Genomic DNA, 24,052 nt, shown 5'->3' on the forward strand with positions numbered 1-24,052 from the left:
CATGGGTGCGAGACACTTGGCGTTCCTGAGATCTCCTGCAGCGGGACACGCACGCCGCATCGCGTATCGGGTGTCCGTCATGCGTTGCTCTTACGCTGCCGGCGGGCATGGCCATCGCCTTCTCTTGATTGACGAAGTCAGGAGCCGAGGGACTGATCTTGCGTCTAAGGGCGGCGCTCGGAGATGACGAGCAGGACCCGGCTCGCGTCGGACAGACCCAGGCGCTTTCTTTCGATCGGGTCCGTCGCCGCAATCAGCAGGCCGGCGAGGCCTGCTGCGCCCGAGGCTGTGCTGTCGATCGCCGAGGCTGTGAGCGCGGCCTCGGCGCGCAGTAGGTCCGCCTCGTCGACGAGCAGCGACCGAGCGTGGTGGTGAATTAGGCGGCGTAGGGCAGGCACTGAGGCGAGGCCGCATGACAGCATCTCCGCGGAGGTCTCCAGTCCGCCATCGATCCGTTCGGCGCGCCCGAGGATAAGGGCATGCGCAACACAGGCCGCAGTGCTCGGTTCGACGACCACGATCCGCGGTCCGCCCGAGCGACCGGAGCCAAGGCCGTCGGCCATGGCCGACGCCAGACCGCCGACGCCGGCCTGGATGAACTGATGGGTAGGCAGGGGTTGGGAGCGCCGCCGAAGTTCGCTGCGGATCTCGCGGGCGATCACCTGGTAGCCCGCCATCACGTCCGCCACCACCGGGTGATTGGGATCTTGCGTCGTGTCCGGGATCAAGAGACCCGCTCCGGCCGCCGCGGCCGTGGCCGCAATGGAGACCGCATCGTCATAGGTGCCCGGCACTCGGACGACCTCCGCCCCAAGCGCCTCGATACGATCCGCACGGTCGTCGCGGACGGCGGCGGGGAGATAGATGCGGGCGCTGGCCCCGGCCCGGTGGGCGGCCGCGGCCACGGATAGACCATGGTTTCCATCACTGGCGCATAGCAGGGTGGGGCAGGGGCCGTACCTGCCGGGATTGGCCAGCAACTGCACAATATCCAGCGCGCCGACTGCACGGGCGATTGCCCTCAGGCCCGCGATCGTGCCGCCGAGGGCTTTGAAATTGCCGAACGGACGCCTGGTTTCGAGCTTTAGCAGAAGCTGACCGATGCCGGCCTTTGATGCGAGAGCCGGAGCTTCGGCCAGGGGTGTGGGGGCATGATCGGGCCAGATGGCGAGGAGGTCTGAGTCGGTAAGGGTGTTGTGCATCAGACCATCATGCCGGGAATCGCCGCCGTCAGACGGCGACGTCGAGGAGGGGGGGCGGCTATTCCGCAATCATCGCGCTCTGGGCGCGGTTTCGGAGCGCGTCAGGCGTCGGGACGCTCCGGGATCGGGATGGTCAGCCCGCGCTTGATAATGCCTAAAGCAACGTTGGTGGTGAAGCGTTTGACATTGACGTTTTCGGTGACCAGCCGGGCCATCAACCCGTCATAGGCCTCCGTGTCCGGCGCCGTGATAACGAGGACGAAATCCGCCTCACCGGTCACATAGAATGCCTGCTGGATGTGCGGTTCGGCTGCCAGCCACCGGCGCAGTTCGGCGAGCAGTTTCGGCTGTTCGCGCTCGACATGAAGACCGACAATGAAGAAGGTTGGCCGGCCGGCCTTGCGCGGGTCCACGACGGCAATGTCGCGCGTGATCACGCCCTCTTCGCGAAGGCGGCGCAGCCTACGCTGGATGGCAGACGGCGATAGGGCAACGCGCTCAGCCAGCTGCTCGGCGGTTCGGCTGCAATCTTCCTGAACGAGGTTCAGCAGAGTTCTGTCAAAGGCATCAAGCTGCATTTGGTCAGTATACCCCCGAACTGCGCAGAATTCCTGCGCTATTGGGCCAAAACTTGCCGCTCGGCGGCGGGCGTGAGGTTTAGAAAGACCTGATCCCCCCGGTGAGGCGCCCAATGAACCTCTGCAAGACTCCAGACCTCCTTCACCTCTCTACGATCTTGAGGGTTGCCGCCGTGCTGGCTCAGGTGCTGCATGACGCCCATCGCAACACTGTCACTATCTGAGCCTCTGGGTCGGGAACCCGCCATGTCGATGACTCTCCTGTACCAAACGCATTCCCCCTTTGCCCGAAAGGCGCTGGTGTTCGCCCACGAGGTCGGGCTGGCTGATCAGTTGAACGTCGTTCACCACGAAACTAGCCCAACGGTTCGCAACGACGTTGTCTTCACGGAGAATCCGCTCGGCAAAGTCCCCGTCCTGCTCCGCCAGGGGCTCGCGCCAATTTTCGATTCCGACGTCATATGCGCTTATCTCGATACCCTGCACGAGCGGGAACCTCTCATTCCAGCCGCGAGCGAGCGCCGTTGGCAGGCACTCCAAGTCCAGGCCGTCGCTCAAGGCATCGCAGAAGCAGGAATCGCGGTGCGTTGGGAGACTGTCCGACGACCAGAGACCTTGCGCTACCCCGCGCTTGCCGAGGGCTATGAGGCCAAGCTCGTCGCCAGTTACGACTGGCTGGAAGTGTCGCTCGACACGGGCGCCGACTTGCACGTCGGCCATATCGGCTTGGCGACCGCTTTGGCTTGGCTACAGTTCCGCGACTTGCCGTCGTTCCGGTCCGGCCGCCCACGTCTGTCCGAGTGGTTCGACGCTTTTGCGCAGCGCCCTTCAATGCTGGCGACTCCTCTCTTCGGAGACACGCACGACATCCGAATCCAGGTGCCCGAAACCCGGCGGGACAGGGCGAATTTCCCATCGAGGTAGGCGGCCACGGCAATCGGAGCGAGCCGGCCGTGCAGCCCTTCAGGCAGCGGTAGCGCTTTTGCCCGCCGCATGCGCGATACCGCGCTCTAGGCCGCGCAACTCGGCAAGCCCGCGCATCCGCCCGAGCAAGGAATAGCCGGGCAGCATCTGCTTCGCCAGATCGTCGAGCATTTGGTGGCCATGATCGGGGCGCATCGGTATCGAACGACCCTCGCGCTGCTGCAAGTCGTGGATCGCGCCGACCAAAACCGCCATCTGCGCGTCGCCTTCGAGATGCGCGGCTTCGTGGAAGCTGCCCTCTCCCTCGCGCTGGACCGAGCGAAGATGCAGAAAACCGATGCGATCGCCCAGCCGCTCGATCATGCCGGGCAGGTCGTTGTCGGCGCGGACGCCGAACGATCCTGCGCAGAAGCACAGGCCGTTGGAGCGATTGGGAACCCGCTGGAACAACGCCGCGACGTCCTGCTCGGTGCTGACCACCCGCGGCAGCCCGAACAGCGCGAACGGCGGATCGTCGGGATGGACGACGAGGCGCAGATCGTGTTCATCGGCGACGGGGCACACCGCCTCGAGGAACGCGATATGATTGCCGCGCAGCGTATCGGCGTCGATCCTGTCATATTGCGCGAGCGCATCGCGGAACTGCGCGATGGTGAAAGTCTCTTCGCTCCCTGGCAGGCCGGCGAGGATGGTACGCTCGAGCCGCTGGCATGCGGCATCGTCCATCGCCTGGAAGCGGCGCTCGGCGCGGGCGCGCAGCTCGGGAGGATAGTCGCGTTCGGCATTGGGGCGGCGCAGCATGTACAGGTCGAACACCGCCGCCGCCTCGAGCTCGAAGCGCAGCGCGAGCGCACCATCAGGCATCGCCCAAGCCAGGTCGGTACGCGTCCAGTCGAGCACCGGCATGAAATTATAGGTGACGGTGCGAATGCCCTCGGCTGCCAGATTGGCGAGGCTGACGCGGTAGGCATGGATCAGCGCGTCCCATCCGGCCCTCCGCGTCTTGATCGCCTCGTGGACCGGCAGGCTCTCGACCACCGTCCAGCCAAGCCCCGCCGCCTCGATCACTGCCTTGCGTGCGCGGATCGCCCCGCGCGGCCAGATCTCCCCGTTGGGGATCTCGTGCAGCGCGGTGACGACCTCGGATGCGCCTGCCTGGCGGATGTCGCTTAACGAGACCGGATCCGATGGGCCGAACCAGCGCATCGTCTCGGTCATCAACATCAATCGCTCCTCCTGGGCGGTCAGAACTGGAAGTTGAGCGCCAGCGCATAGGTCCGCCCGAAATACGCGGTGTACAGCGGGTCCTGCCGCACCGTGTCGACGGTCAGGCGATTGGTCTCGTTGGTGATGTTCGAGACTTCGGCGATCAGCTTGATATTGTCGTTGATGTTGTACGACGCCGAGGCGTCGACGAAGATCGAGCTCGCATTCGACGTCGAATCGGCGTCGACTGAGCCGCTCGGCACCGCGGTGAGGAACGCCGCGCGATAGTTTACTGTCGAGCGGATGCTGAACTTCTTGTCTTCATAGTACAGCGTCCCGCTCGCGGTCTCCGGCGACAGGCCGACCAGTGGCGCCGTGCGCGAGAGCGTCGGCGAGATGACATAGTTGATGTTCGAGCGAACGCGCGTGTAGTTGCCGAGCGCGCCGAAATTGCTCAGCGCTCCCGGCAGGAAGCGGAACGGCAGTTGCACGTTCAGCTCGAAACCGCGCAGCGGGCCGCCCGGGGTGTTATTGCTGCGCTGGACGGTGAACTGGTCGGTCGGGCGTAGCTGCGTGCCGTCGAGCAAGGTCAAAGGCAGGCCGATGTCCTGGAAGGCGACCTGCTGACTCGTCGTCTGGATGTAGGTCTCGATGTTTTTGTAGAAATAAGCGACCGAGATCAGCGAGCCGGGGGCGAAATACCATTCGAGCGCCGCGTCGAAGGTGTTGGCGCGGATCGGCTCGAGGAAGGGATTGCTGAACGATGCGGTTTGGATGACCAGATTGGCCGAGCCTGCCGGGATCAGCTGCCCGTACGCCGGCCGCGACATCACGCGAGCGGCGGACGCGCGTGCGATGAGGTTGGACGTGAGGTCCAGCGCGAGATTGGCGGAGGGCAGCCAGTCCTCGTAGCTGCGGCCGACCTCCGAAATGACGAAGCGGGACGGGTAGGTCGAGCCGGCCGGCGCGGCGGTGGTGATCGGACCATAGGTGTCCAGCCGGGTATGGACGTAGCGCACGCCGGCGTCGCCGCGCAGCGAGAAGGGCAAGGTCTCCGCGGTGTTGAACTTGACCATCCAATAGCCCGACCAGTATTTTTCCTCGACGCCGCCAAAGGTGCCCTTTGCGCATTCGACGCTGCAATAGACGTAGCTGTCGAGATCGACGGCGCTGCGGAACTTGTCGGGGTCGACCGAGACGAAATCCTGCAGCTGCCCGTCGAGATTCTTGCCCACTCCGCTGGTCACCGAGGTGAAGCTCGACAGAGAGACGCCCGCCGGTAGCGCAAGCGGCGTTCCGGTGGCGAGCTGGCGCTCGCGCGCGGTGTATTTGTTGGTGCGATACTGGCCGCCGGTCTGGACCGTGAAGCCGGGCGCCGCCTTCCATTCGGTGTTCAGCTCGAACGTCTTGCTGGTGATCGTGTTGCGGCGGATGAAGTTCGACAGCTGGCCGCGCTGGTCGCCGTTTGCGAGCGGCGGACCGTATTGGAACAGCGCAGCGTTGGTGGTGTCGATGCCATAGCCGATCTTCGGGATATCGGGGTTGTCGCGGAAATCGATCGAAAAGTTGCGACTGTCGTTAGAATCGATCGCCACCTGGAGGCGGTTCACGTCCAATTTGGACTCGTTGATGCCGGCGAGGCCGAACACGCGGAAGCTGTCAGAGAAGCGGTGATCCAGGTTGAGATTCACCTGCCGGTAGGTCGAGGTGAACCTTTCGTCCTGCATTTCCGAACGCAGATCGACGCCGTCGAACAGGCCGTGGATCAGCGATCCGTTGTCGTCGACTTCGATTTCGCGGACCGAGGTCAGCGGCTGGCCGTTGTTCGAAATCGCGCGGCCGAACGAACGCGCGTCGAACATCTGATCGAGCCGGTTGACCTTGAAGCGCGAATAGAGCCCGTCGATCGAGATGTCGGTGTCTTCGCTCGGCTTCCATTGCAGCGTCAGCGTGCCGGCGATGCGCTCCTGATCCTGCGTGCTCTTCACCGGTCGTGGAAGGCGCGGCAGGTACACGCCGCCGCCCGGACGTCCGTTCACCCCGGTGCGGCTCATGACATAGTCATAGGCCGCTTGGGTGCTGGTGCGCGGGTTGCCGGTGCTGCAGTTATTGGCGTCCGAGCCAAGCGGAGTGCCGTTCGGCTGAGTGTAGCCTGGGACGGGGCTCGACACCGGTGCGCCCTTGTAGACATAGCCGACCGGAGTGCAGAACGGGAAAATCACCCCGGCATTCGCCGTGCCCGCCGGCTGCGCCAGACCATAGACCGTGGTCGGCACGACATCGACCGCGGAATAGGCATATTCCTCGATATGGCGCTTCGAATAGGCGATGCTGCCAAGTACGCCGAACGTGTCGCCGAACTTCTTCGAGATCAGCGCCGACAGCCGCGGGTCGGCCTTCTTGCTGATGTCGTTATAGATTCCGCGCGCGGTGCCGGTGAGGACAAAGTCCTGGCGCTGGTCGAACGGCTTGGGCGCGCGCAGGTCGACCGTCGCGCCTAGCGAACCCTCCTCGACATCGGCCGACAAAGTCTTGCGGACCGACAGCGACGAGAAGATCTCGGTGGGGAAGGTCACGAAGTCGAACGAGCGTCCGGTGGCGACACCGCCCCGGATGTCGCTGCCGCTGACCTGCGACACGCCTTCCATGCCGTTGATGCGCACGCGGGTAAATTGCGAGCCAAGGCCGCGGACCGATATGTTGCGGCCCTCGCCGCCGTCGCCGCGCGACAGCGCGACTCCGGGGATGCGCTGCATCGATTCGGCGAGGTTCGAATCGGGGAATTTGCCGATGTCCTCGGAGACGATCGAATCGACCGCGGCGGTTTCCTGGCGCTTGATGTTGAGCGCGTTGTTCAGCGAGGCGCGAAAGCCGGTGATGACGATGTCATCGGCCTGCGGGGGCGGCGCATCCGCGGTATCGACGGGCGCCGGGTCGGTCGCCTGATCGCTCGGCGGCGGTGCAGTCTGAGCGACCGCCGGCAAAGCGATCAGAAGTGCGACGATGTTGGTCGATGCAAGCAATGCGTGCTTGCCACGGCTCTTCGGGTGCATTCCCCTCTCCCCTGTTTTGGCCAGTCGAAGTCGTCTGGCCGGCGCCTTTCCGGCAATTGGCGACTGAGCTAACATCGCGTTGACGTTATGACAACCTCGTCTGACAAATCGTCTGATGTGGTATGACCAGATTGCGCCGAAGCGTTGCGAAGGGGAGGTCGGCTTCTTGGCGGATGCTCAGGGAACGCAGGTGTGACAATCGCCGCACCCGGTGGTGGGGCGACCAATTAAATGTCTGACCTGTCTATTGCATGTGGCCCGACCACTTAGTAGTCCTCGGACCGGAGAGGCCGTGCGATCGGCATAGCGAAAGGGCCAAGATGCCATCAGAATATGCCAAGCGTGCGTCCTTTCTGCCAGCGGCAAGAGCGGGCAGCGGAATTGCGATCCTGGCGGCGCTTGCCGTCGTCTCGCTGTCTCCGGCGACAATGGCGGGTCCGGCTTCGCGCGCGCAGGCCGAATCCGCCTGGCGCGATGTGACTCCCCGCGCCGGGCTCGCCGGCTGGCATCCGACCGGCGGCAAGGCGACCTATGAAGTGGTGAATGGCGAGGTCATCGGCCGGGCCGCGCCGGGGTCGACCAACAGCTGGCTCGTCTCCGACGCGCTCTATGGCGATTTCATCCTCGAATATGACGCCAAGACCGATCCTGCGCTCAATTCGGGCATGATGATTCGCGGCCAGAGCAGGCCGGATTATCGGAACGGCGCCGTCCATGGCTATCAGGCCGAGATCGACCCATCGGTGCGCGGCTGGAGCGGCGGCCTTTATGACGAGCAGCGCCGGCAATGGCTCTACACACTCGGCCGCAACGATGCCGCACGACGCACTTTCCGGCAGGGCGACTGGAACCACTACCGAGTCGAGGCGATCGGCAATCGGCTGCGCACGTGGATCAACGGCGTCCCTGCCGCGGATGTGGTCGACGACACCGATGCGCGCGGCTTCATCGCCTTTCAGGTGCACGCGATTTCCGACGCCGAGGCAAGCCGCAAGCCCGAGGTGCGCTTCCGCAAGATCCGCGTGATCACCGATTCGCCGGCGCGCTTCGTCTCGCCCCCGACCGGGCTCGAGCAGCAGGGCTGGCTTTCGAATCGATTGTCGGACGTCGAGCGGCGCGCCGGGTGGAAATTGCTCTGGGACGGCACGACGGCGAATGGCTGGCGCGGCATCAAGCGCAAGGGCTTTCCGCAAAAGGGCTGGACGATCCGCGACGGAATTCTCTCGGTCGAAGGCAGCGGCGGCGGCGATATCGTCACTGCGGGCGCCTATCGCAATTTCGAGCTTTCGGTCGATTTCCGGCTGAGCCGCGGCGCGAACAGCGGGATCAAATATCTGCTCGATGCCCAGCAATTGGCAAAGGGCGAAGGCCTGGGCCTAGAATATCAATTGATCGACGACGAGCGGCATATCGACGCCAAATTGGGCCGCGACGGCAACCGCAGCCTTGCCTCGCTCTACGACCTGATCCCGGCAAGCAACCTGCTGGACCCCACCCATCCAGGCAAGCGGATCAACCCGCCGGGCGAATGGAACCGGGCAGTGATCGTGGTGCGCGGCAACCATGTCGAGCATTGGCTCAACGGCTTCAAGATGGTCGAATATGAGCGCGGCTCGCCGGAATTCCGCGCGCTGGTCGCGCAGAGCAAGTTCGCCGGTAAATCGAACTTCGGCGAGGCAAAGGAGGCGCCGATCCTGCTCCAGGATCATGGCGACAAGGTCGATTTCCGATCGATCAAGCTACGCGCGTTTTGAGGAGATGACGATGATCGACCGCCGAACCGCGATAAAGGGTGCAGGCGCCGTGCTGGGAACGGCGATGAGCGCGCGAAGCTATGCGAAGATCATGGGCGCCAACGATCGGCTGCGAGTCGCGATCGTCGGTGTGAACGGCCGCGGGCAGGCGCATATGAGTGCCTTTACGAAGCTGCCGAACGTCGAGATCACCCATTTCGTTGATGTCGATTCCGACGTGCTGGCGAAGCGCGCGGCGCAGTTCGCGGCCAGGGGGCACAAGGCGCCGCAGACCGAACGCGACTACCGCCGGCTGCTCGACAGCAAGGAGGCGGATGTCGTCACCGTTGCCACTCCCGATCACTCGCACGCCAAGATCGCGATCGACGCGATGGATGCCAACCGCCACGTCTATTGCGAAAAGCCGATCGGATTGGCGCCGGCCGAGGGCGAGGCGATGATCGCGCATCAGGCGCGCACCAAACGGTACCTCCAGGTCGGCAACCAGCAGCGCTCGAGTGCCGAAACGCAGCAGCTTGCCGCATTGATCAAGGGCGGCGCGCTGGGCGACGTGTATGAGGCGCAGACCTGGTACGCCAATAATCGCGTCTCGATCGGGCGCGGGCACGAGACCGCGCCGCCGCCGAACCTCGATTGGGATCTGTGGCAGGGGCCGCGCCCGCGCGGGCCGTATCGTTCGAATCTCGTGCCCTATAACTGGCACTGGTTCTGGAAATACGGCACCGGCGAGACCTGCAACAATGCGATGCACGAACTCGACGTCGCGCGCTGGATGATGGGGCTAGGTTTCCCCGAAAAGGTTACAGCGCGCGGATCGCGCCAGTTCTTCCGCGGCGACGATTGGGAGATGTACGACACGCTGTCGCTCGATCTCGCCTATCCGGGCGGGCGCACGATCCGCTGGGACGGCAATAGCTGCAACGGCATGTTGCGCTATGGTCGCGGACGCGGCGTGCTGCTGCTCGGGACCAAGGGCTCGGCGGTGGTCGACCGCAACGGCTTCGAACTGTTCGATCTGGCGGGCAAGATGACCCGCGAGGTCAAGGCGCCGGCAACATCGGAAACCACCGGGACCGTCGGAGAGGGTGCGCTCGACGTGTATCACGCCGGCAATCTGGTCGACGTGATCCGCGGGCGCGCATCGGCGCTGGCCTCGCCGATCCGCGAGGGGCACATCAGCACCACGCTTTGCCATCTCGGCAACATCGCCTATCGGACCAACCAGATCCTGACGCTCGACACCAAGACCGGCATGCCGTCGACCCCGGAGGCGCGGAAGCTCTGGGCCGTGGACTATCAGCCGGGCTGGGAGGTCAAGGCCTGACCGCTTCCGCGCCTTCGATGCATGTCGAGCGGTTCGCGGCGATGGGGACGCGAGTCGAGCTACATCTGTTCGGCACGGGTGACGCCGACGCGCTGCTGTGGGCGCGGCGGGCGATCGAGGCTGTCGACGATGCGCTGACGATCCATCGCCCCTCGGCCACGACTGCGCTCAACGCGCGGCTGCTGGCGGGGCTGCCCGCTTTTGTCGACGATCGGGTACTGCTCGATGCGCTGATCGAGATCGACGCGGTGCATGCGCTGACGCGCGGCCTGTTCGATCCCGTGGCCGACGTATTGCGCCCGGGGGCGGGATGGGGGGCGGTTCGTTTTGATCCGCACAATGCGCGGATCGAGGCTTCGCAGCCACTGGCGCTCGATTTTGGCGGGTTCGGCAAGGGCTTCGCGCTGGATCGGGCGGGCGACGCGCTTAGAAGGGCGGGGGTTACCTCGGCCTTTCTCTGCGCCGGCGAGAGCTCGATCGCCGTCGTCGGCGAACACCCGCTGGGCGGCGGCTGGCCGGTCGCGATACCGCATCCGCTCGAGCCTGGCCGGTTCCTGGTGGAACTCGAACTGCGCGACGAGGCGCTGTCGATATCGTCGACCGTGGGCGGGGGGGGCGATGCGCCCGACCGCGCGCCGATGATCCGTCCTAGCGACTGCGCGCTCGTCACTGCTGCGCGCACTGCGATCGCGGTTGACCATCGCGGTGCGCTTGCCGAAGCGGTCAGCACCGCGCTGATCGTCGCGGCCGACACTCACCTGCTCGACGCGCCCGGCGCGCGGCGTTTTCTGTTCTCTCATGCTGGAATGTTGGTTGATGCGTAACGATGCGTTCGATTTGTCACGCCGTTCTTTTCTCGATCGCGTGCTGATGGCCACCGCTGGCGCCGGAGTCGCCGCGGCCGCGCCCTGGGCGGCGCAGGCCGCCGGCCGTGATCCGCTGGCGGGGCCGCGCGTGCGGATCGGAGTGATCGGCACGGGCGATCGCGGCCGCACCTTGATCCGCAACATCCTCAAGACGCGCAATTGCACCGTCGCCGCGGTGTGTGACAATTTCGCGCTGAATCTGGAGAAGGGGCGGGCGCTGGTCGGGGCGAACACGCCGGCCTTTGCCGATCACCGCGCGATGCTCGACGCTGGCGGGCTCGATGCGGTGGTCATCGCGACTCCGCTCGACCTGCACGCACGCCAAACGCTCGATGTGTTCGGTGCCGGACTTCACGTGTGGTGCGAGAAGGCGATGGCGCGCACGATCAAGGATTGCAGCGCGATGGTGAAGGCGTCGCAGGACCGCGGCAAGGTGCTCCAGATCGGGCACCAGCGGATGTTCCATCCGACCTATCTCAACGCGCTGCGCCGCGCCAAGGCGGGCGAGATCGGCCCGATCACCCAGATCCGCGCGAGCTGGCATCGCAACACCAGCTGGCGTCGCCCGATCCCCGAGGGGAGCACCGACCGCAAGATCAACTGGCGGCTGTATCGCGAGAGCTCGGCCGGTCTGATGACCGAATTGGCGACGCACCAGCTGCAGATCGGCAACTGGTTCCTCGAGGATATTCCGACGCGGGTGATCGGATCGGGCAGCATCTGCTTCTGGAAGGATGGGCGCGAGGTCTATGATCAGGTGGCGCTGATCTACGAATATTCGGGCGGGCGGAAACTCGTCTACACGTCGCTGCTCAACAATGCGCGCTACGGCTGCGAGGAGCAGATCCAGGGCAGCAAAGGCACGATCGAGCCCGAGCTCGGCCGGATCTATCAGGAAGTGCCGCCCAAGGTGCTCGCGCTCCAGCGAATGCAGGAAGACGTCAAGCGCGGCCACAAGCGCGTCGTGCCGATCGGCGGCGCCACCTGGTTCCCCGAGCTTCCGGTGACTACGCCCGGCGAGTCACTTGGCTGGGGCGAATATGACGAGACGATGCTCCAGTTCGAGGGGTTCGGCGAGGCGGTGCGCGCGGGCAAGCCGCTGCCCGGGCTGCTTGCCCAGGCCTATGCCGCGAGCGTCGCGTCGCTGCTCGGCGAACAGGCGATGGATCGCGGCGAGGCGATGACCTGGCCGACCGATCTCGTCAAATTGTGAAGGGGAAGCAGCCGTGACCGATTCCAGCCGCCGCCAGCTTCTCGGCCTGCTTTCCGCAGGCGTGGCCGCGGGCTTCACTGCCGACGCGCTTGCCCAATCGGCGACGCGCGGCGACGCCCCGACCGAAGGCGCGCAGGCGCGGCCGGCGCCCGAAGCGAAATACCGCGTGCCGTTCGCAGTGATCGGGCTCGATCATAACCATATCTACGGGATCACCGATGCGGTGATCCGCGGCGGCGGGGTGCTGATCAGCTTCCACGCCACCGATCCCAGGCAGATCGCGACGTTCCAGAAGCGCTACCCCGGGGTGAAGCTTGCGCGGTCGCAGGACGAGATCCTCGAGGATCGCAACATCAAGCTGGTGTGCAGCGCGGCGATACCCGCGCTGCGGGCACCGCTCGGCATCCGGGTGATGCGCGCGGGCAAGGACTATCTGAGCGACAAGGCCGCCGTCACTACGCTCCGGCAACTCGCCGAGGTGCGGCGCGCGATCCGGGAGACCGGCCGCAAGTTCGCGATCATGTATTCGGAGCGGCTCGAAGTGCCCGCGGCGGTGATGGCGGGGCAGCTCGTCCATGACGGCGCGATCGGCAAGGTCATCCAGACCGTCAATCTCGCGCCGCACCGGCTCGCGGCGCCGACCCGCCCAGAATGGTTTTGGGACCCGGCGCGCAACGGTGGGATCCTCACCGATGTCGGCAGCCACCAGGCCGACCAGTTCGTCTATCTGACGGGCAGCAAGCAGGCGCAGGTCGTTGCGGCGCAGACCGGCAATTTCGGCAACCCCGAGCATCCGAAGTTCGAGGATTTCGGCGATATGATGCTGCGCGGCGACGGTGGCATGGGTTACGTCCGAGTGGATTGGTTCACGCCCGACGGTTTGCCCACCTGGGGCGACGGGCGGCTCTTCATCCTTGGCACCGAGGGCTATATCGAGCTGCGGAAATATGTCGATGTCGCCGGACGGTCGGGCGGGAACCATCTGTTCATCGCGGACCGCAAGGGCGCGCGCTATCTCGACTGTTCGAAGGTGCCGTTGCCGTTCGGGCCGCAGTTCGTGACGGACCTGGTGGAAGGCACGTCGGTCGCGCAGGATCAGCAAGGCGCCCTGCTTGCGGCCGAATTGGTCCTCACCGCCGAGAAGTTGGCCACGCGGGCGCGGCGGGATGGCCCGGGGGCGTAATCAACCTGTCGGGGGCTGTCTCATTTCCCGATAAAGGCGGCCAGTTCGTCCGGGGCTCCTGTTGGAAACATGGATTTGAGGAAGTCGAGAAACGCGGATACTCGCGCGCTCAGCAGGCGGCGTGATGGATAGAGCGCCCATAATGCGATGTCCGGCCCGTCGATATCGCCCCAGTGCGCCAGCGTGCCCGCCGCAAGATCATGGCTGACCAGCGATATCGGAAGGCGCGCGGCGCCGCCGCCGGCGCGGATCGCATCGCGGACCATGATCATCGATGAGAGACTGAGGACCGGGTCGACCGCAATGCGCACCTCGCCATCCGAGGTCCGCATCGTCCATTGACCGCGCTGGCCGACGGGTCCCCGGACGACCACTGGCACCGCTGTCCCGTCCGTCGGCCGCGCAAGCGGCGGACTGGCCACTACCACCAGCCGATCGCGCAGGAAGGCGCGCCCCACCAGGCTCTCGTCCGGATCGGGATCGACGCGGATCACGAGGTCATAGCCTTCCTCGATCATGTCGACAGCGCGATCTTCGGTGGTCACTTCGAGGCGAACCTCGGGAAATCTGGCGGTGAACTCCGCGGCGAGCTTTCCCATCGCGATCTGCGAGAACAGCAATGGCGCGCTGATCCGCAATCGCCCCCGCGGCGTGTTTCCACCCGAAGCGATCGCAGCCGCCGTCTCGTCGAGTTCGGTGAGAAGCGCGCCGGTGCGCTGGTAGAGCGCGCGCCCCTCCTCGGTCAGCTTGAGCATGCGCGAACCGCGCTCGAACAACCGCAGGTCCAGTTGAGCCTCGAGTTCCGAGACCCGCCGCGACAGCGTCGCCTTGGGGCGACCGGTGGCGCGGGCAGCGCGACCAAATCCTCCGTGGCGCGCGACGAGATTGAAATCGGCGAGAGCGAGCAGGTCCATTGTGTTCCACCAGCGAGACGACCCGTCCAGATATAGCGGCTATTGGATCACATGTGGATCGTTAATTTGCGGAATGCCAGTTCGGCATCAACCAGGAGACACCGAATGACCATCCTCGTAACCGGCGCCACCGGCCGCATCGGCCGCCATGTGATCGACCAGCTCATCGCCCGCGGTGCCGATGTCCGCGCGCTCGTCCGCGATCCTGCGACCGCCAACCTTCCGACGGGTGTCGGAATTGCCCAAGGCGATCTCTTCGACATCGACTCGCTGCGCGGGGCGTTTTCAGGTGTCTCGACGCTGTTTCTGCTGAACGCAGTAGCGGCGGACGAATTCACCCAGGCGCTGGTCGCGCTCAATGTAGCGCGCGAGGCCGGCATCGAGCGGATCGTGTACCTGTCGGTGATCCACAGCGATCTCTACGTCAACGTGCCGCACTTCGCGGTCAAGTTCGCGGTAGAGCGCATGATCGAGCAGATGGGCATGTCGGCCACAATCCTGCGCCCGACTTATTTCATCAACAACGACGTCAGCATCAAGGAGGTGGTGACCGGCCACGGCGTATATCCGATGCCGATCGGCAGCAAGGGGCTGGCGATGATCGACGCCCGCGATATCGGCGAGATCGCCGCGATCGAGCTCCTGCGCCGTGAGCAGTCCAGCACGCCGCTTCCGCTCGACCACATCACGCTCGTCGGGCCCGATACCCTGACTGGCGCGGACGTCGCCGGCATCTGGAGCGAAGTGCTCGGCCGCCCGATAGCTTATGGCGGCGACGACACTGCCGGGTTCGAACGGAACTTCCGCCAATTCTCGCCGAACTGGATGGCGTTCGACATGCGGCTGATGGCCGAGCGCTTCCAGAGCGAGGGCATGATCCCCGCGGCCGGCGACGTCGAGCGGCTCACCGCGCTGCTGGGTCGTCCGCTGCGCTCCTATCGCGACTTCGCAACCGAGATCGCCGCGTAGACGGAGTAAATTTCTGAGCCAACATCCCACTGACCCGTGCCTGGGCACGGGTCAGTCGGTCGGTCTATATTCTGCTGCTCTGATATTCGGTCCGCGAACCTCGGTGGCGCGGTTCACGACCGATCGCCATAGGGGAACGGCGGGGTCTCGCCACGATCGTCGAGCCTGAAGTGAAACAGGCGACTGGGGCCGTCTTCCGGGATGACGTATAGTTCGCGGCCCTCGATCGCCATTCCTTCGCCCGTATAGGGCCCGCCGCGGCCCCAAGGCCTGACCGGGCCGATCGCTCCGGCTCGTAGCGTCCGCTTGAGCTTCATCGACGGCCAGTCGATCCAGTCGACGGCGCCGCTCCACAAGCTCAAGGATCCGCCCGCCACGAGTTGTCCGTCGACGAACTTCATGTCCTGGTAGCGGGTCGGGGAAGGGTTCGGAATCGTCCGCGCCCGCGCATTGTCGCTCAGATCGAATATGTAGAGCAATGCGCTGTCCCAATTGCCCGCGACGAGGGTACGGCCCGACGCGGCCACACATCCGAGATGGTCGGCAACGTGGATCTTCCGGCGTATCTGCAGGCTGTCGGCGTCGACTTCGACGAGCACCGCCGAACTGTTCGGCTTCAACTCCGCGACCGGAACCCAGATCGAACGGCCGGAAATCGATATTCCGCCGGGATGATATCTTGGCCCGTCGGTCAGCTCCAATCGCCGCAGGAGCTTGCCAGTGCGGCGGTCGAACTCGTGGATGTAGCCCTTGCGGTTGTTCGGGTCGACCGAGGTGACCCAGATGCGCTGGCTATCGAGTTCGAGGCCCTGAACATGGAACAACTCACCTTCGAGGTTGAGAGCGTCAAGGAGATGCGCGTGTTCGATCGCGCCGTCGAATGCCTCCGGCGAGGCCATTGCGAGGCTCGACACCACCAGGAAGAGTCCAGTCAAACCGGATCGAATGGCCTTGCGGATCATCTGACTTTCCCCCTGGACCTTGCGGTGTCTGCTCCATGGCAAAGTCGTGTGTCAGAAACACTGCACCGTCCGTGGTCGCGTCCGCGGCGATAGGCGAGCGTCAGTTCGGGCCACTGTCATTACCCTGTTAACAATCGCCCCGATGACGGCGCCCGGAGGTAGGGCGGTAAATGCAACGCGCGATGAGGCTGAAATGGCGGCCATCGAGGCTCCCGGAGGGATTCCTCGGGCTTGCCGTAACCGAATATTGGGAGCGTTTCGCGCTCGCGGGGATCAAGTCGCTGCTCACCCTGGTGCTGATCGACCATATCCTTGCCGGCGATCGTAGCGGCGTCCTGGGCGCCGCTGCGGCCCAGGCCGCGCTCGAGCCGCTGGTCGGCGCCTTGTCGACTGCGGGGCTTGCGTCGCAGATCTATGGGCTCGCCAACGCGTTGCTGTATCTCTCGGTCCCGATCGGCGGGCTGATCGGCGACCGCCTCTCCGGACGGCGTGGCGCGGTCTATATCGGCGGGCTGGCGATGATCGCCGGGCTGGCGCTGATGCTCGGCAGGCCGACCTTCCTCCCGGGCCTCGCGCTTTTCGCGATGGGAGCGGGCACGCTGAAGGGCAATCTGTCGGCGGTGGTGGGCGCACTGTTTGCCGATGAGGGCGAACGCAGGCGCGGTTTCGCACTCTATCTCGGCTTTCTAAACGCCGGCGTGATGTGCGGCCCGCTAATATGCGGGGCACTGGCCGTGCTGGTCGGATGGCAATGGGGAGTCGCCGCCGCCGCGGCGGCAATCGCGACGGGGCTCGTCGGATATCACCGAGCCGTTCGATCGCATCCGCGGCGCGAATTCGAGGTGCCGGACAAACCGTCGGCCGGCGCGAACGGCAAGGGCGATATCCCGCTGCTCGCGGCCGTACTTCTCGCGGTCTATCTTTGCTTCGGGGCCTATGAGCAAGTCGGCAACATGTTCCTGGTCTGGGCACGCGCCGAAGCCGATCTCGGTCGGTTGCCGGTGCCGTGGCTGTTCGCGCTCGATGGCCTGTTCACGCTGGCCCTCATCCCCCTGGCGCAGATCGGCCTGCGCGCTCTGGCGCAGCGCGGCATTGCGGTGGGTGCGCTTGCCCAGATCGCACTTGGCTGCTGCGCTTGCGCGATCGGCAACCTGATACTGGCGATGGCGGAATGGGGCGGCGAGGGGCCCGTCCCGCTTGCCGCGCCGATCGGCTATCTGCTGTTTCTCGATCTTGCGATCGTGCTGGTCTGGCCGGCGGGGATCAGCCTCGTCACGGCGAACGCCCCGGCCCGGCAGATCGGCCTGTGGGTGGGATTTTTCTATTTGCACGGCCTGTTCGCCAATTTGTGGGTCGGCTTCGGCGGGGCCTGGTACGAACGCATGGCGCATGCCAATTTCTGGCTGCTCCATGCCGCGATCGCAGGTGCGGGTGCGGGCATTGCGCTCCTCGCCGGCCTGGCACGTCGCCGCGCCAGATGGCGGGACTACGGTGCGATCACCACCTCGGCGTGAGCGAAGGCCCGGGCATATTCCTCGCCGAGCGGCTTATCGGTGACCAGGATATCGACATCGCGCACCGCCGCGGTCTGCATCAGGCCCTGGCGGCCGAATTTCGACGAATCGGCGCCGAGCAACACGCGCTCCGCGGTGGCATAGGCGATCCGGCTCATCGCGGCTTCGCCCGGATGATAGTCCATCAGCCCCCGGTCCACCCGGATCGCGCCGACCGACAGGATTGCAAGATGCGGGGTGAAGCCCGCGACATAGGCCTGCGCGCTATGATCGGAAAAGGCGCGATAGTCGTAATCGACCTGCCCGCCGGCGAGGAACAATTTGTTGTGGTTGATCCCGCCGAGATCGTTGGCGACTTGCAAGGAATTGGTGATCACCGTCAGCGCCCGGCGCTCGACGAGCTGCTTGGCGACGAAGCACGATGTCGTCCCCGAATCGATGAAAACGATCGCGCCGTCATCGACGAACTCCGCCGCGACGCGCGCGATGCGCAGTTTCGCCTCTGCATTCTCCTCCATCCGTTGCATCAACGGACCTTCGAACATCGGCGCGGCAAGCCGGGCACCGCCATGTTCGCGAATGATCGCGCCCTGCTCCTCCAGGGTACGCAGCTCGCGCCGGATCGTTTCGTCGGAGACGTCGAGATCCACGGCGAGCCCAGTCACCGACAGGGTCATGCCGCTGCGCAACCGCGCGACGATCTCGCGCTGGCGCTCGGAACGTTTCAATATGGCCTTTCCTCCCCTGATCGTCGCGACGGCATAGAGTGCCGCCGCCCACGGAACCGGTCAATCGCCGGGCATTTTCTGTGAAGAAAATGAGGGCCAGCCGCGAACGGCCGGCCCTCATGAAGGTGTAATCCTCAGAAGCCTAGGCGGACCTGCACCCGCGCATAGCGTGGCGACTGATACGAGACCGGGGTCCGGAAATTGGGGTTGGCGGCGCCGTTCCCCAGTTCGCCGAACTCGTTGTACGAGGTGACGGCCTTCGAGTTCAGCACGTTGAACACGTCGAAGCGGATCGAGGCGTCGAGCCCCAGCGTCTTCGGCGCGTTCAAGGTTGCGCTGACGTCGACCTTGGTCAGCCAGTCCCCGGTGAAGGCAGTGCCGCGCGTGACGACCTTGCCGCCGCAATAATAGCTGTAGCCATGATAGCCATAGGCCGTCGGATCGACTGCGAAGGGCACGGTGCCGATGCAGCTATAATGCTGGGGCGACTGGACAATCATATTGGCGCCGAGATCGAGGAACGCGGCCGGACGATAGCTGCCATAGGCCTTCAGCGTATGGCGGCGGTCGTTCGGCAGATAGCCATAGGCGCCGTTGAGAAATCCGGGCGAGTCGAAGTCCGCCGAGCGGTTGACGCCGAGCTGACCGTTCTCCGAGCGCACGCCACCCTCGTAATTGCCCTTGTCCATCGCCCAGGTATAATTGGCCGAAATACCCCAGACGCCGTCGAATGCGCGATCGAAGGTGAGCGTGACGGCGTTGTAATTCCGCTGGGGCTTGGGATAGCGAAGGTCCTTCGCGAGCAGCGTGGCGACTTGGCTCTTGCCGTCGGGCAGGGTGATCTGGATCACCAGGTCGCGGCCCGGATTGGCGATCGGCCAGATCGTCCCGCCCGGGAACTTGGCGGTGCAGGCGGCGTCGGTGAAGCCGGCGCGGACGCAATAAGCGCGCGCGCCGTAATCGGCCGAAATGTCCTCGATCGCATTGGTGAGTTCGCGGTGGGTGAAATAGGCGCCCACCTTCATGCCGCTGCCGAGCTGATGCTCGCCACCCAGCACGAATTCGCTCACCGATTGCGGCTTGAGCTTTTGGTCGAGCGCGCTGGAATAGTCCGACACGCTGCCGTCGCGGCTGACTTCGCAGTTGACGATGCCGGTATCGGGGCAGGCTGCGAACCCGGCGCCGCCAAGGATGGCAGCACCGGCGATCGGCGTGCCGTCGCTATTGAGGCCGTTGAACACATTGTAGCGCGTGTAGGTGACGACCCCGCCCGCCACGTTCAGGTTGAGATCGCCCGCCATCGGCAGGAAATATTTGCCGAAATAGCCGTACACCTTGGTGCTGCGATCGCCGAACACGTCGAACGATGCGCCGAGGCGCGGCGCCCATAGGTTGCCCGATTCGTAATAGGATTTGCCGTCGACGCCCTGATTGCTGAAGCGATCGTTGCGCAGGCCGAGCTGCAGCGTCAGGCGGTCGCTGAACAGGGACCAGTCGTCTTCGGCATAAAAGGCTTCGTTCTTGACGGTGGTCTCGCCGTTGTTGGCGTACACCCGCGTGGTATAATAATTGCTGCCAACGGGCACGCCATAGTCGGTGGCGTTCTGCGCGGTTGCCTTGAAGATCTTGTAGAAGCCGTCGCCGATCGTCTGGTAAACTTGGTTCGACTGGTCGGTCTCGTGATCATAGCCGACCCGCAAATGGTGCGATCCGAACAGCGCGAAGTTGAAATCCACGTCGGCACGATAGAATTCGCGCTCGTCGTCGGTCAGGCCATAGGCATCGTTGAGTTTGTTGAGGCCGATGTCCTCGCCCGACGAATTGGTGCGATAATCCAGCACGCGCTCGTTAGTGATGTCGAGCGGCAGCGAGCCGTCGCGCAGCTTGTTCTTGCCATAAGCGGCGGACAGGGTGAGCCAGGGGGCGAAGGTTCCGGTATAGCGTCCGACGAAGTTCTTGCCGCCCGAGCGGCTGTTGGTGCCGCCGGTCTCGGCGCCGATCCGATCATTGGCGCGATCATAGACGACGCTGCGCGAATGGGTGTCGTTCGAACTGTCGAGATACGTGAATTCGAGATGCTGGTCGTCGGTGATGTAGCCATCGACCTTGACCCCCCAAAACGGACTGTTGTTGCGCACGCGGGTGCCGTTGTCCTGGTCCGAATCGGGGGTGAAGCTCTCGAACTTGCGGAAATCGTAGAGACCATAGACGAACAGATGATCGCGGATGACCGGTCCGCTTGCCTGGAGCACCAGCTCGCGGCTCGAACGCGTGGCGTTGCGATTGTCCGAAGTGACGGTGTCGGGCGACGTCGAGCGCAGGCCCTCGGGTTCGATCGTGCCCATCACGCTGGCGTGGAACTCGTTCGAGCCCGACTTGGTCACCGCGTTGATTACGCCGCCGGTCGCGCGCCCGAACTCTGCCGGCATGCCGCCGGTCTTCACTTCCACCGTCTTGTAGAAATCATAGGGGACTTCGACGGGCGAGAGCCCCATGCGGAAATTGGTGATGTTGAGGCCGTTCACGAAATAGGCGTTCTCGGTGAATGCCGCGCCGCTGATCGTGATCTGGTTGGCGAAGGTGCCGTTGGCGCCCGACGCGCCGCGGGTGACGCCCGGCGACAGCAAGGCGACTTCCTGCAGCGAGCGCGCGACGGGTACGCGCCGGTCGATCTCGGCTAGGTCGATCACCGAGCCGGTGGTGGTGTCGTTGAAATCGGCGGTGACGACGCGCGCGCCGCGCACTACGATCTCTTCGCCGGCATCGGCGGCAGTGGCGTCACCCGGCACCAGGCGGAAGCTGTTGCCGCCACCGTTAGCGGCGGTGAGCTGGACCCGCGTCTCGGAATATGGCGCATAGCCTGCGGCGGCGACCGCGAAGTCATAGGCGCCTGGAGTGAGCTGGGCGAAGCTGTAGACGCCCGATTCATTGGTTTCGGCCGAGCGCGCGACGCCGCGATCCGACGATTTGATCGTCACCGTTGCACCGGCGATCGGCGCGCCGTCCGCTTTGGTCACGCGGCCCGAGGCAGTAATGTTGGTATAATCCTGCGCTTGGGCAGCGCTTGCAACGATCGCCGTTGCCGGGATCGCTGCTCCGAGCAGCAGCGCAGCACGGATGAGCGCGGCAGGCCGCGCGCTTCGCGAAAAACACGTCACGATAAATCCCCCTGAATCTGAATTGAGCCTCAATTGGCTAGGCGGGTGCTGGTATCGAGCTGCCTTGGCCCTGCCCGCCGCCTAGGAGCGTTGCGTGGAACTTTTGTGACAAACGGGCATAAAAACAACAAATATCAGGCAATGCGCTTCGGAATGACGAACTGTCACCAGACTGAAACATGCGTCAATATCGTGCGGGCACCACGTCGATTGGCCCAGCGCGGCACAGTAAAGTATTTAAATCAGATACTTATTGGGCAACGTGCCGACTCGTGGCATCATGATTGGTCGCGTTACCGGCTGTGAGCTTTCGTTGGATTTATGTGTATTTGATGTTGAGTCCCGTGATCGCCGCAGATAGAGGGCATCGCCGAAGCTATAGGCATCCGGGCGGCGCAGGGGACATCGATGACGAGCATTTCACGAAAAGTTCTGATCGCGTCTGCAGGCTGTGCGGCGATGGTTGGCGGCGGCGCGCAGGCGCAACGCCCGACCGCCGCCGACACGCCCTGGTTCGCCTCGATCGACGTCGCGCGCTCCGGTGATAGCGACCCGCAGACGATGCGCGGCGCAGTGTTCGATGATACGAACCGCAATGGCCGGCTCGACGCCGGCGAGCGCGGGCTGCCCGGCGTGAAGGTGTCGAACGGCCGCGAAGTCGTGAAGACGCGCGCCGACGGGCGTTATGCGCTGCCGGTGCGCGACGATATGAGCGTGTTCGTGATCCAGCCGAGCGGCTGGCGGGTACCCACCGACCGCAATTTCGTTCCGCAATTCGCCTATGAGTACAAGCCGGGCGGCTCGCCCAAGAAGCTGCGCTTCGGCGGGCTGCCCGCCACCGGGCCGCTTCCCGGAGCGATCAACTTTCCGCTGGCGCGCAGCATTGTCGGCCGCGATTTCAACTGCGCGGTGCTGGGCGATGTCCAGGTCTATTCGGGGGACGAGATCGGCTATGCGCGCGATTCGATCGTGCGCGAACTGGCCGATCGCAAGGGGCCCCCGCCGGCCTGCCTCTTCGCGCTCGGCGATCTCGTCGGCGACGATCAGGGCCTGATTCCGCGGCTCGCGGAAGTGCTCGGCGCGCTGCGCGTTCCGCAATGGTGGGTGCAGGGCAATCACGACTATGATTCGGATGCGGATCGCGATGCCGACAGCTCGGACAGCTGGCGCCGCGAATACGGCCCCGCCACTTATGCGTTCGAAATCGGCGACACCTTGTTCATCGGGCTCGACAATGTCGTCTATCCCTGCGGCGCGGCCGACAATCGCCGCGGCACGCGCCCGTTCTGCACCGAGGATCCCCGCAAGACCTATAATGGCCGTTTCACCGACGATCAGATGGCGTTCCTCGCCAATCTGATCGCCCATACCGATCCCGCCAAGCTGATCGTGCTCGGGCACCACATCCCGCTGGTCGGCTTCGACAATCGCAAGGAATGGGCGCACCAGACCGACAATGCGCCCGAGCTCTATGCGCTGCTCGAGGGCAGGCGGGCGCTCGACCTGTCGGGCCACAGCCATACGCTCGAGAATCTGGCGCCGGGCGATTCCTATGAAGGCTGGAAGAAGATGGTGGGAGTCACCACCTTGCCTTTCCGCCATGTCGTCGCGGGCGCGGTGGCGGGGGACTGGTGGGGTGGCGACTATGCCGTCGACGGCATCCCGATGAGCCTGCAGGGCGACGGATCGCCGCGCGGCTATCTCGACATGCGGGTGCGCGGCACCGACTATCAGCTCGATTATCGCGCGACCGGTGAGCCGCAGGACAAGGCGATGTGGCTCGCAGTCAATACGCCCGCGTTTCGCGACTGGGCCGCGACGCTGCTCGCGTGGCGCGACGCCGATCGCGATGCGCGCAATCCGGTGCCGCCGCTCAGCGTGCAGGATCTTCCGGACGAAAAGCTGCTCACCCCTGCCGACCTTGCTGCCGGAAGCTGGCTGACCGCCAATATCTGGCTCGGCGACAGCGCCACCGAAGCCACCGTCTCGATCGACGGCGGCGCGCCGCTGGCGATGGCGCATACCCAGCAAGCGCGCGGCGAGGATGGCCGCAGCGGGCCTGAATATGCCGATCCGTTCGCGCTGCAACGTCAGCTGACCGTGGCGCGCACCGCGATCGAGAGCCGTTCGGGCGTTCCCGAGAATCAGGGATTCATCCAGGGCCGCCAGACGCGCTACCCGCCGGCGGCGCCGCAGCCGCAGGGCTCGGTGGCGGATCACAGCTCGCATCTCTGGCGCTTCCGCTTGCCCGCGCTGACGCCCGGGGTCCACACCGCCACGGTCAGTGTGCGCCGGCCACAGGGAGCGCCCGCCCGCGAGAGCCTGATATTCGAAGTGCGCCCGCAGCGCCCGCCGCGCACTTTCCGCTTCGATGTGTGGAATGCAGCCAAGGACGGGCCTCGCATCCCGGATTGATAACGCCGCGCCACCTCCGGCGCTTTTGAAGCCTTCGCGGCGTGACCATCTTCGGCGGCGTGGGCGTGGCAATGGTGCCTTGTCGCGAC

The 24,052-nt window shown here is 64.9% G+C and carries 17 protein-coding genes; 9 read left to right on the forward strand and 8 right to left on the reverse strand.

Annotated elements, in window-relative coordinates; translation table 11 throughout:
- Positions 1-164 precede the first annotated feature (164 nt).
- Both E5A73_RS15745 and E5A73_RS15750 read right to left on the reverse strand, forming a co-directional pair.
- The gene (locus E5A73_RS15745; RefSeq protein WP_135964795.1) at positions 165-1,202 is read right to left on the reverse strand and encodes a pyridoxal-phosphate dependent enzyme; all 1,038 of its coding nucleotides are present in this window, start codon (positions 1,200-1,202) and stop codon (positions 165-167) included.
- A gap of 101 nt (positions 1,203-1,303) precedes the next feature.
- Positions 1,304-1,780 (reverse strand): Lrp/AsnC family transcriptional regulator, encoded by a 477-nt coding sequence (locus E5A73_RS15750; RefSeq protein WP_135964796.1) that lies wholly within the window; start codon positions 1,778-1,780, stop codon positions 1,304-1,306.
- Positions 1,781-2,026: 246 nt separating this feature from the next.
- Here E5A73_RS15750 and E5A73_RS15755 point away from each other — a divergent pair, with 246 nt between their 5' ends.
- On the forward strand, positions 2,027-2,704 hold the full coding sequence (locus E5A73_RS15755; protein ID WP_206366514.1) for a glutathione S-transferase family protein: 678 nt from the start codon (positions 2,027-2,029) through the stop codon (positions 2,702-2,704).
- A 39-nt stretch (positions 2,705-2,743) separates the two neighbouring features.
- On the opposite strand, the gene uxuA is transcribed toward E5A73_RS15755, so the two are convergent.
- Both uxuA and E5A73_RS15765 read right to left on the reverse strand, forming a co-directional pair.
- Positions 2,744-3,928 carry a mannonate dehydratase gene (gene uxuA, locus E5A73_RS15760; protein ID WP_206366515.1) on the reverse strand — a complete coding sequence of 395 codons (1,185 nt, stop codon included), beginning with the start codon at positions 3,926-3,928 and terminating at the stop codon, positions 2,744-2,746.
- Between the two features lie 20 nt (positions 3,929-3,948).
- Complete coding sequence (locus E5A73_RS15765; RefSeq protein WP_135964798.1) at positions 3,949-6,963, reverse strand: TonB-dependent receptor; 3,015 nt, start codon at positions 6,961-6,963, stop codon at positions 3,949-3,951.
- A 428-nt stretch (positions 6,964-7,391) separates the two neighbouring features.
- Between E5A73_RS15765 and E5A73_RS15770 the strand changes: the two genes are divergently transcribed.
- Genes E5A73_RS15770 through E5A73_RS15790 form a run of 5 tightly spaced genes read left to right on the forward strand, consistent with a single transcriptional unit; the run spans position 7,392 to position 13,303 of the window.
- Positions 7,392-8,717 (forward strand): 3-keto-disaccharide hydrolase, encoded by a 1,326-nt coding sequence (locus E5A73_RS15770; RefSeq protein ID WP_135965020.1) that lies wholly within the window; start codon positions 7,392-7,394, stop codon positions 8,715-8,717.
- Between the two features lie 10 nt (positions 8,718-8,727).
- The gene (locus E5A73_RS15775; protein ID WP_135964799.1) at positions 8,728-10,041 is read left to right on the forward strand and encodes a Gfo/Idh/MocA family protein; all 1,314 of its coding nucleotides are present in this window, start codon (positions 8,728-8,730) and stop codon (positions 10,039-10,041) included.
- 17 nt (positions 10,042-10,058) lie between these two features.
- Positions 10,059-10,865: an FAD:protein FMN transferase gene (locus E5A73_RS15780; RefSeq protein WP_135964800.1), complete on the forward strand. Its 807-nt coding sequence runs from the start codon at positions 10,059-10,061 to the stop codon at positions 10,863-10,865.
- 46 nt (positions 10,866-10,911) lie between these two features.
- The gene (locus tag E5A73_RS15785; RefSeq protein WP_240700222.1) at positions 10,912-12,120 is read left to right on the forward strand and encodes a Gfo/Idh/MocA family protein; all 1,209 of its coding nucleotides are present in this window, start codon (positions 10,912-10,914) and stop codon (positions 12,118-12,120) included.
- Between the two features lie 13 nt (positions 12,121-12,133).
- On the forward strand, positions 12,134-13,303 hold the full coding sequence (locus tag E5A73_RS15790; protein ID WP_135964802.1) for a Gfo/Idh/MocA family protein: 1,170 nt from the start codon (positions 12,134-12,136) through the stop codon (positions 13,301-13,303).
- Between the two features lie 20 nt (positions 13,304-13,323).
- On the opposite strand, the gene E5A73_RS15795 is transcribed toward E5A73_RS15790, so the two are convergent.
- Positions 13,324-14,217 (reverse strand): LysR family transcriptional regulator, encoded by an 894-nt coding sequence (locus tag E5A73_RS15795; RefSeq protein WP_135964803.1) that lies wholly within the window; start codon positions 14,215-14,217, stop codon positions 13,324-13,326.
- Between the two features lie 105 nt (positions 14,218-14,322).
- Between E5A73_RS15795 and E5A73_RS15800 the strand changes: the two genes are divergently transcribed.
- A complete protein-coding gene (locus tag E5A73_RS15800; RefSeq protein ID WP_135964804.1) occupies positions 14,323-15,186 on the forward strand; it encodes an SDR family oxidoreductase in 864 nt (287 codons plus the stop codon).
- A gap of 113 nt (positions 15,187-15,299) precedes the next feature.
- On the opposite strand, the gene E5A73_RS15805 is transcribed toward E5A73_RS15800, so the two are convergent.
- On the reverse strand, positions 15,300-16,148 hold the full coding sequence (locus E5A73_RS15805; RefSeq protein WP_135964805.1) for a DUF6454 family protein: 849 nt from the start codon (positions 16,146-16,148) through the stop codon (positions 15,300-15,302).
- Positions 16,149-16,318: 170 nt separating this feature from the next.
- Here E5A73_RS15805 and E5A73_RS15810 point away from each other — a divergent pair, with 170 nt between their 5' ends.
- On the forward strand, positions 16,319-17,662 hold the full coding sequence (locus E5A73_RS15810; protein WP_135964806.1) for an MFS transporter: 1,344 nt from the start codon (positions 16,319-16,321) through the stop codon (positions 17,660-17,662).
- Here E5A73_RS15810 and E5A73_RS15815 read toward each other — a convergent pair.
- Both E5A73_RS15815 and E5A73_RS15820 read right to left on the reverse strand, forming a co-directional pair.
- A complete protein-coding gene (locus tag E5A73_RS15815) occupies positions 17,635-18,390 on the reverse strand; it encodes a DeoR/GlpR family DNA-binding transcription regulator (RefSeq protein WP_240700223.1) in 756 nt (251 codons plus the stop codon). The two genes, E5A73_RS15810 and E5A73_RS15815, sit on opposite strands and share 28 nt — an antisense overlap.
- A 134-nt stretch (positions 18,391-18,524) precedes the next feature.
- A complete protein-coding gene (locus E5A73_RS15820) occupies positions 18,525-21,548 on the reverse strand; it encodes a TonB-dependent receptor (RefSeq protein WP_135964808.1) in 3,024 nt (1,007 codons plus the stop codon).
- Between the two features lie 408 nt (positions 21,549-21,956).
- On the opposite strand from E5A73_RS15820, the gene E5A73_RS15825 reads away from it, so the two are divergent.
- On the forward strand, positions 21,957-23,963 hold the full coding sequence (locus E5A73_RS15825; protein WP_135964809.1) for a calcineurin-like phosphoesterase C-terminal domain-containing protein: 2,007 nt from the start codon (positions 21,957-21,959) through the stop codon (positions 23,961-23,963).
- Positions 23,964-24,052 lie beyond the last annotated feature (89 nt).

This window comes from Sphingomonas gei, assembly GCF_004792685.1.
In the GTDB taxonomy this organism is placed as follows: Bacteria; Pseudomonadota; Alphaproteobacteria; order Sphingomonadales; family Sphingomonadaceae; genus Sphingomonas; species Sphingomonas gei.

What these genes read in the sequence shown, in the direction of transcription:
- E5A73_RS15745 (WP_135964795.1), bottom strand. Translation starts at nt 1,202, where the DNA reads ATGCACAACACCCTTACCGACTCAGACCTCCTCGCCATCTGGCCCGAT.
- E5A73_RS15750 (WP_135964796.1), bottom strand. Translation starts at nt 1,780, where the DNA reads ATGCAGCTTGATGCCTTTGACAGAACTCTGCTGAACCTCGTTCAGGAA.
- E5A73_RS15755 (WP_206366514.1), top strand. Translation starts at nt 2,027, where the DNA reads ATGTCGATGACTCTCCTGTACCAAACGCATTCCCCCTTTGCCCGAAAG.
- uxuA (WP_206366515.1), bottom strand. Translation starts at nt 3,928, where the DNA reads ATGTTGATGACCGAGACGATGCGCTGGTTCGGCCCATCGGATCCGGTC.
- E5A73_RS15765 (WP_135964798.1), bottom strand. Translation starts at nt 6,963, where the DNA reads ATGCACCCGAAGAGCCGTGGCAAGCACGCATTGCTTGCATCGACCAAC.
- E5A73_RS15770 (WP_135965020.1), top strand. Translation starts at nt 7,392, where the DNA reads ATGGCGGGTCCGGCTTCGCGCGCGCAGGCCGAATCCGCCTGGCGCGAT.
- E5A73_RS15775 (WP_135964799.1), top strand. Translation starts at nt 8,728, where the DNA reads ATGATCGACCGCCGAACCGCGATAAAGGGTGCAGGCGCCGTGCTGGGA.
- E5A73_RS15780 (WP_135964800.1), top strand. Translation starts at nt 10,059, where the DNA reads ATGCATGTCGAGCGGTTCGCGGCGATGGGGACGCGAGTCGAGCTACAT.
- E5A73_RS15785 (WP_240700222.1), top strand. Translation starts at nt 10,912, where the DNA reads ATGGCCACCGCTGGCGCCGGAGTCGCCGCGGCCGCGCCCTGGGCGGCG.
- E5A73_RS15795 (WP_135964803.1), bottom strand. Translation starts at nt 14,217, where the DNA reads ATGGACCTGCTCGCTCTCGCCGATTTCAATCTCGTCGCGCGCCACGGA.
- E5A73_RS15800 (WP_135964804.1), top strand. Translation starts at nt 14,323, where the DNA reads ATGACCATCCTCGTAACCGGCGCCACCGGCCGCATCGGCCGCCATGTG.
- E5A73_RS15805 (WP_135964805.1), bottom strand. Translation starts at nt 16,148, where the DNA reads ATGATCCGCAAGGCCATTCGATCCGGTTTGACTGGACTCTTCCTGGTG.
- E5A73_RS15810 (WP_135964806.1), top strand. Translation starts at nt 16,319, where the DNA reads ATGCAACGCGCGATGAGGCTGAAATGGCGGCCATCGAGGCTCCCGGAG.
- E5A73_RS15825 (WP_135964809.1), top strand. Translation starts at nt 21,957, where the DNA reads ATGACGAGCATTTCACGAAAAGTTCTGATCGCGTCTGCAGGCTGTGCG.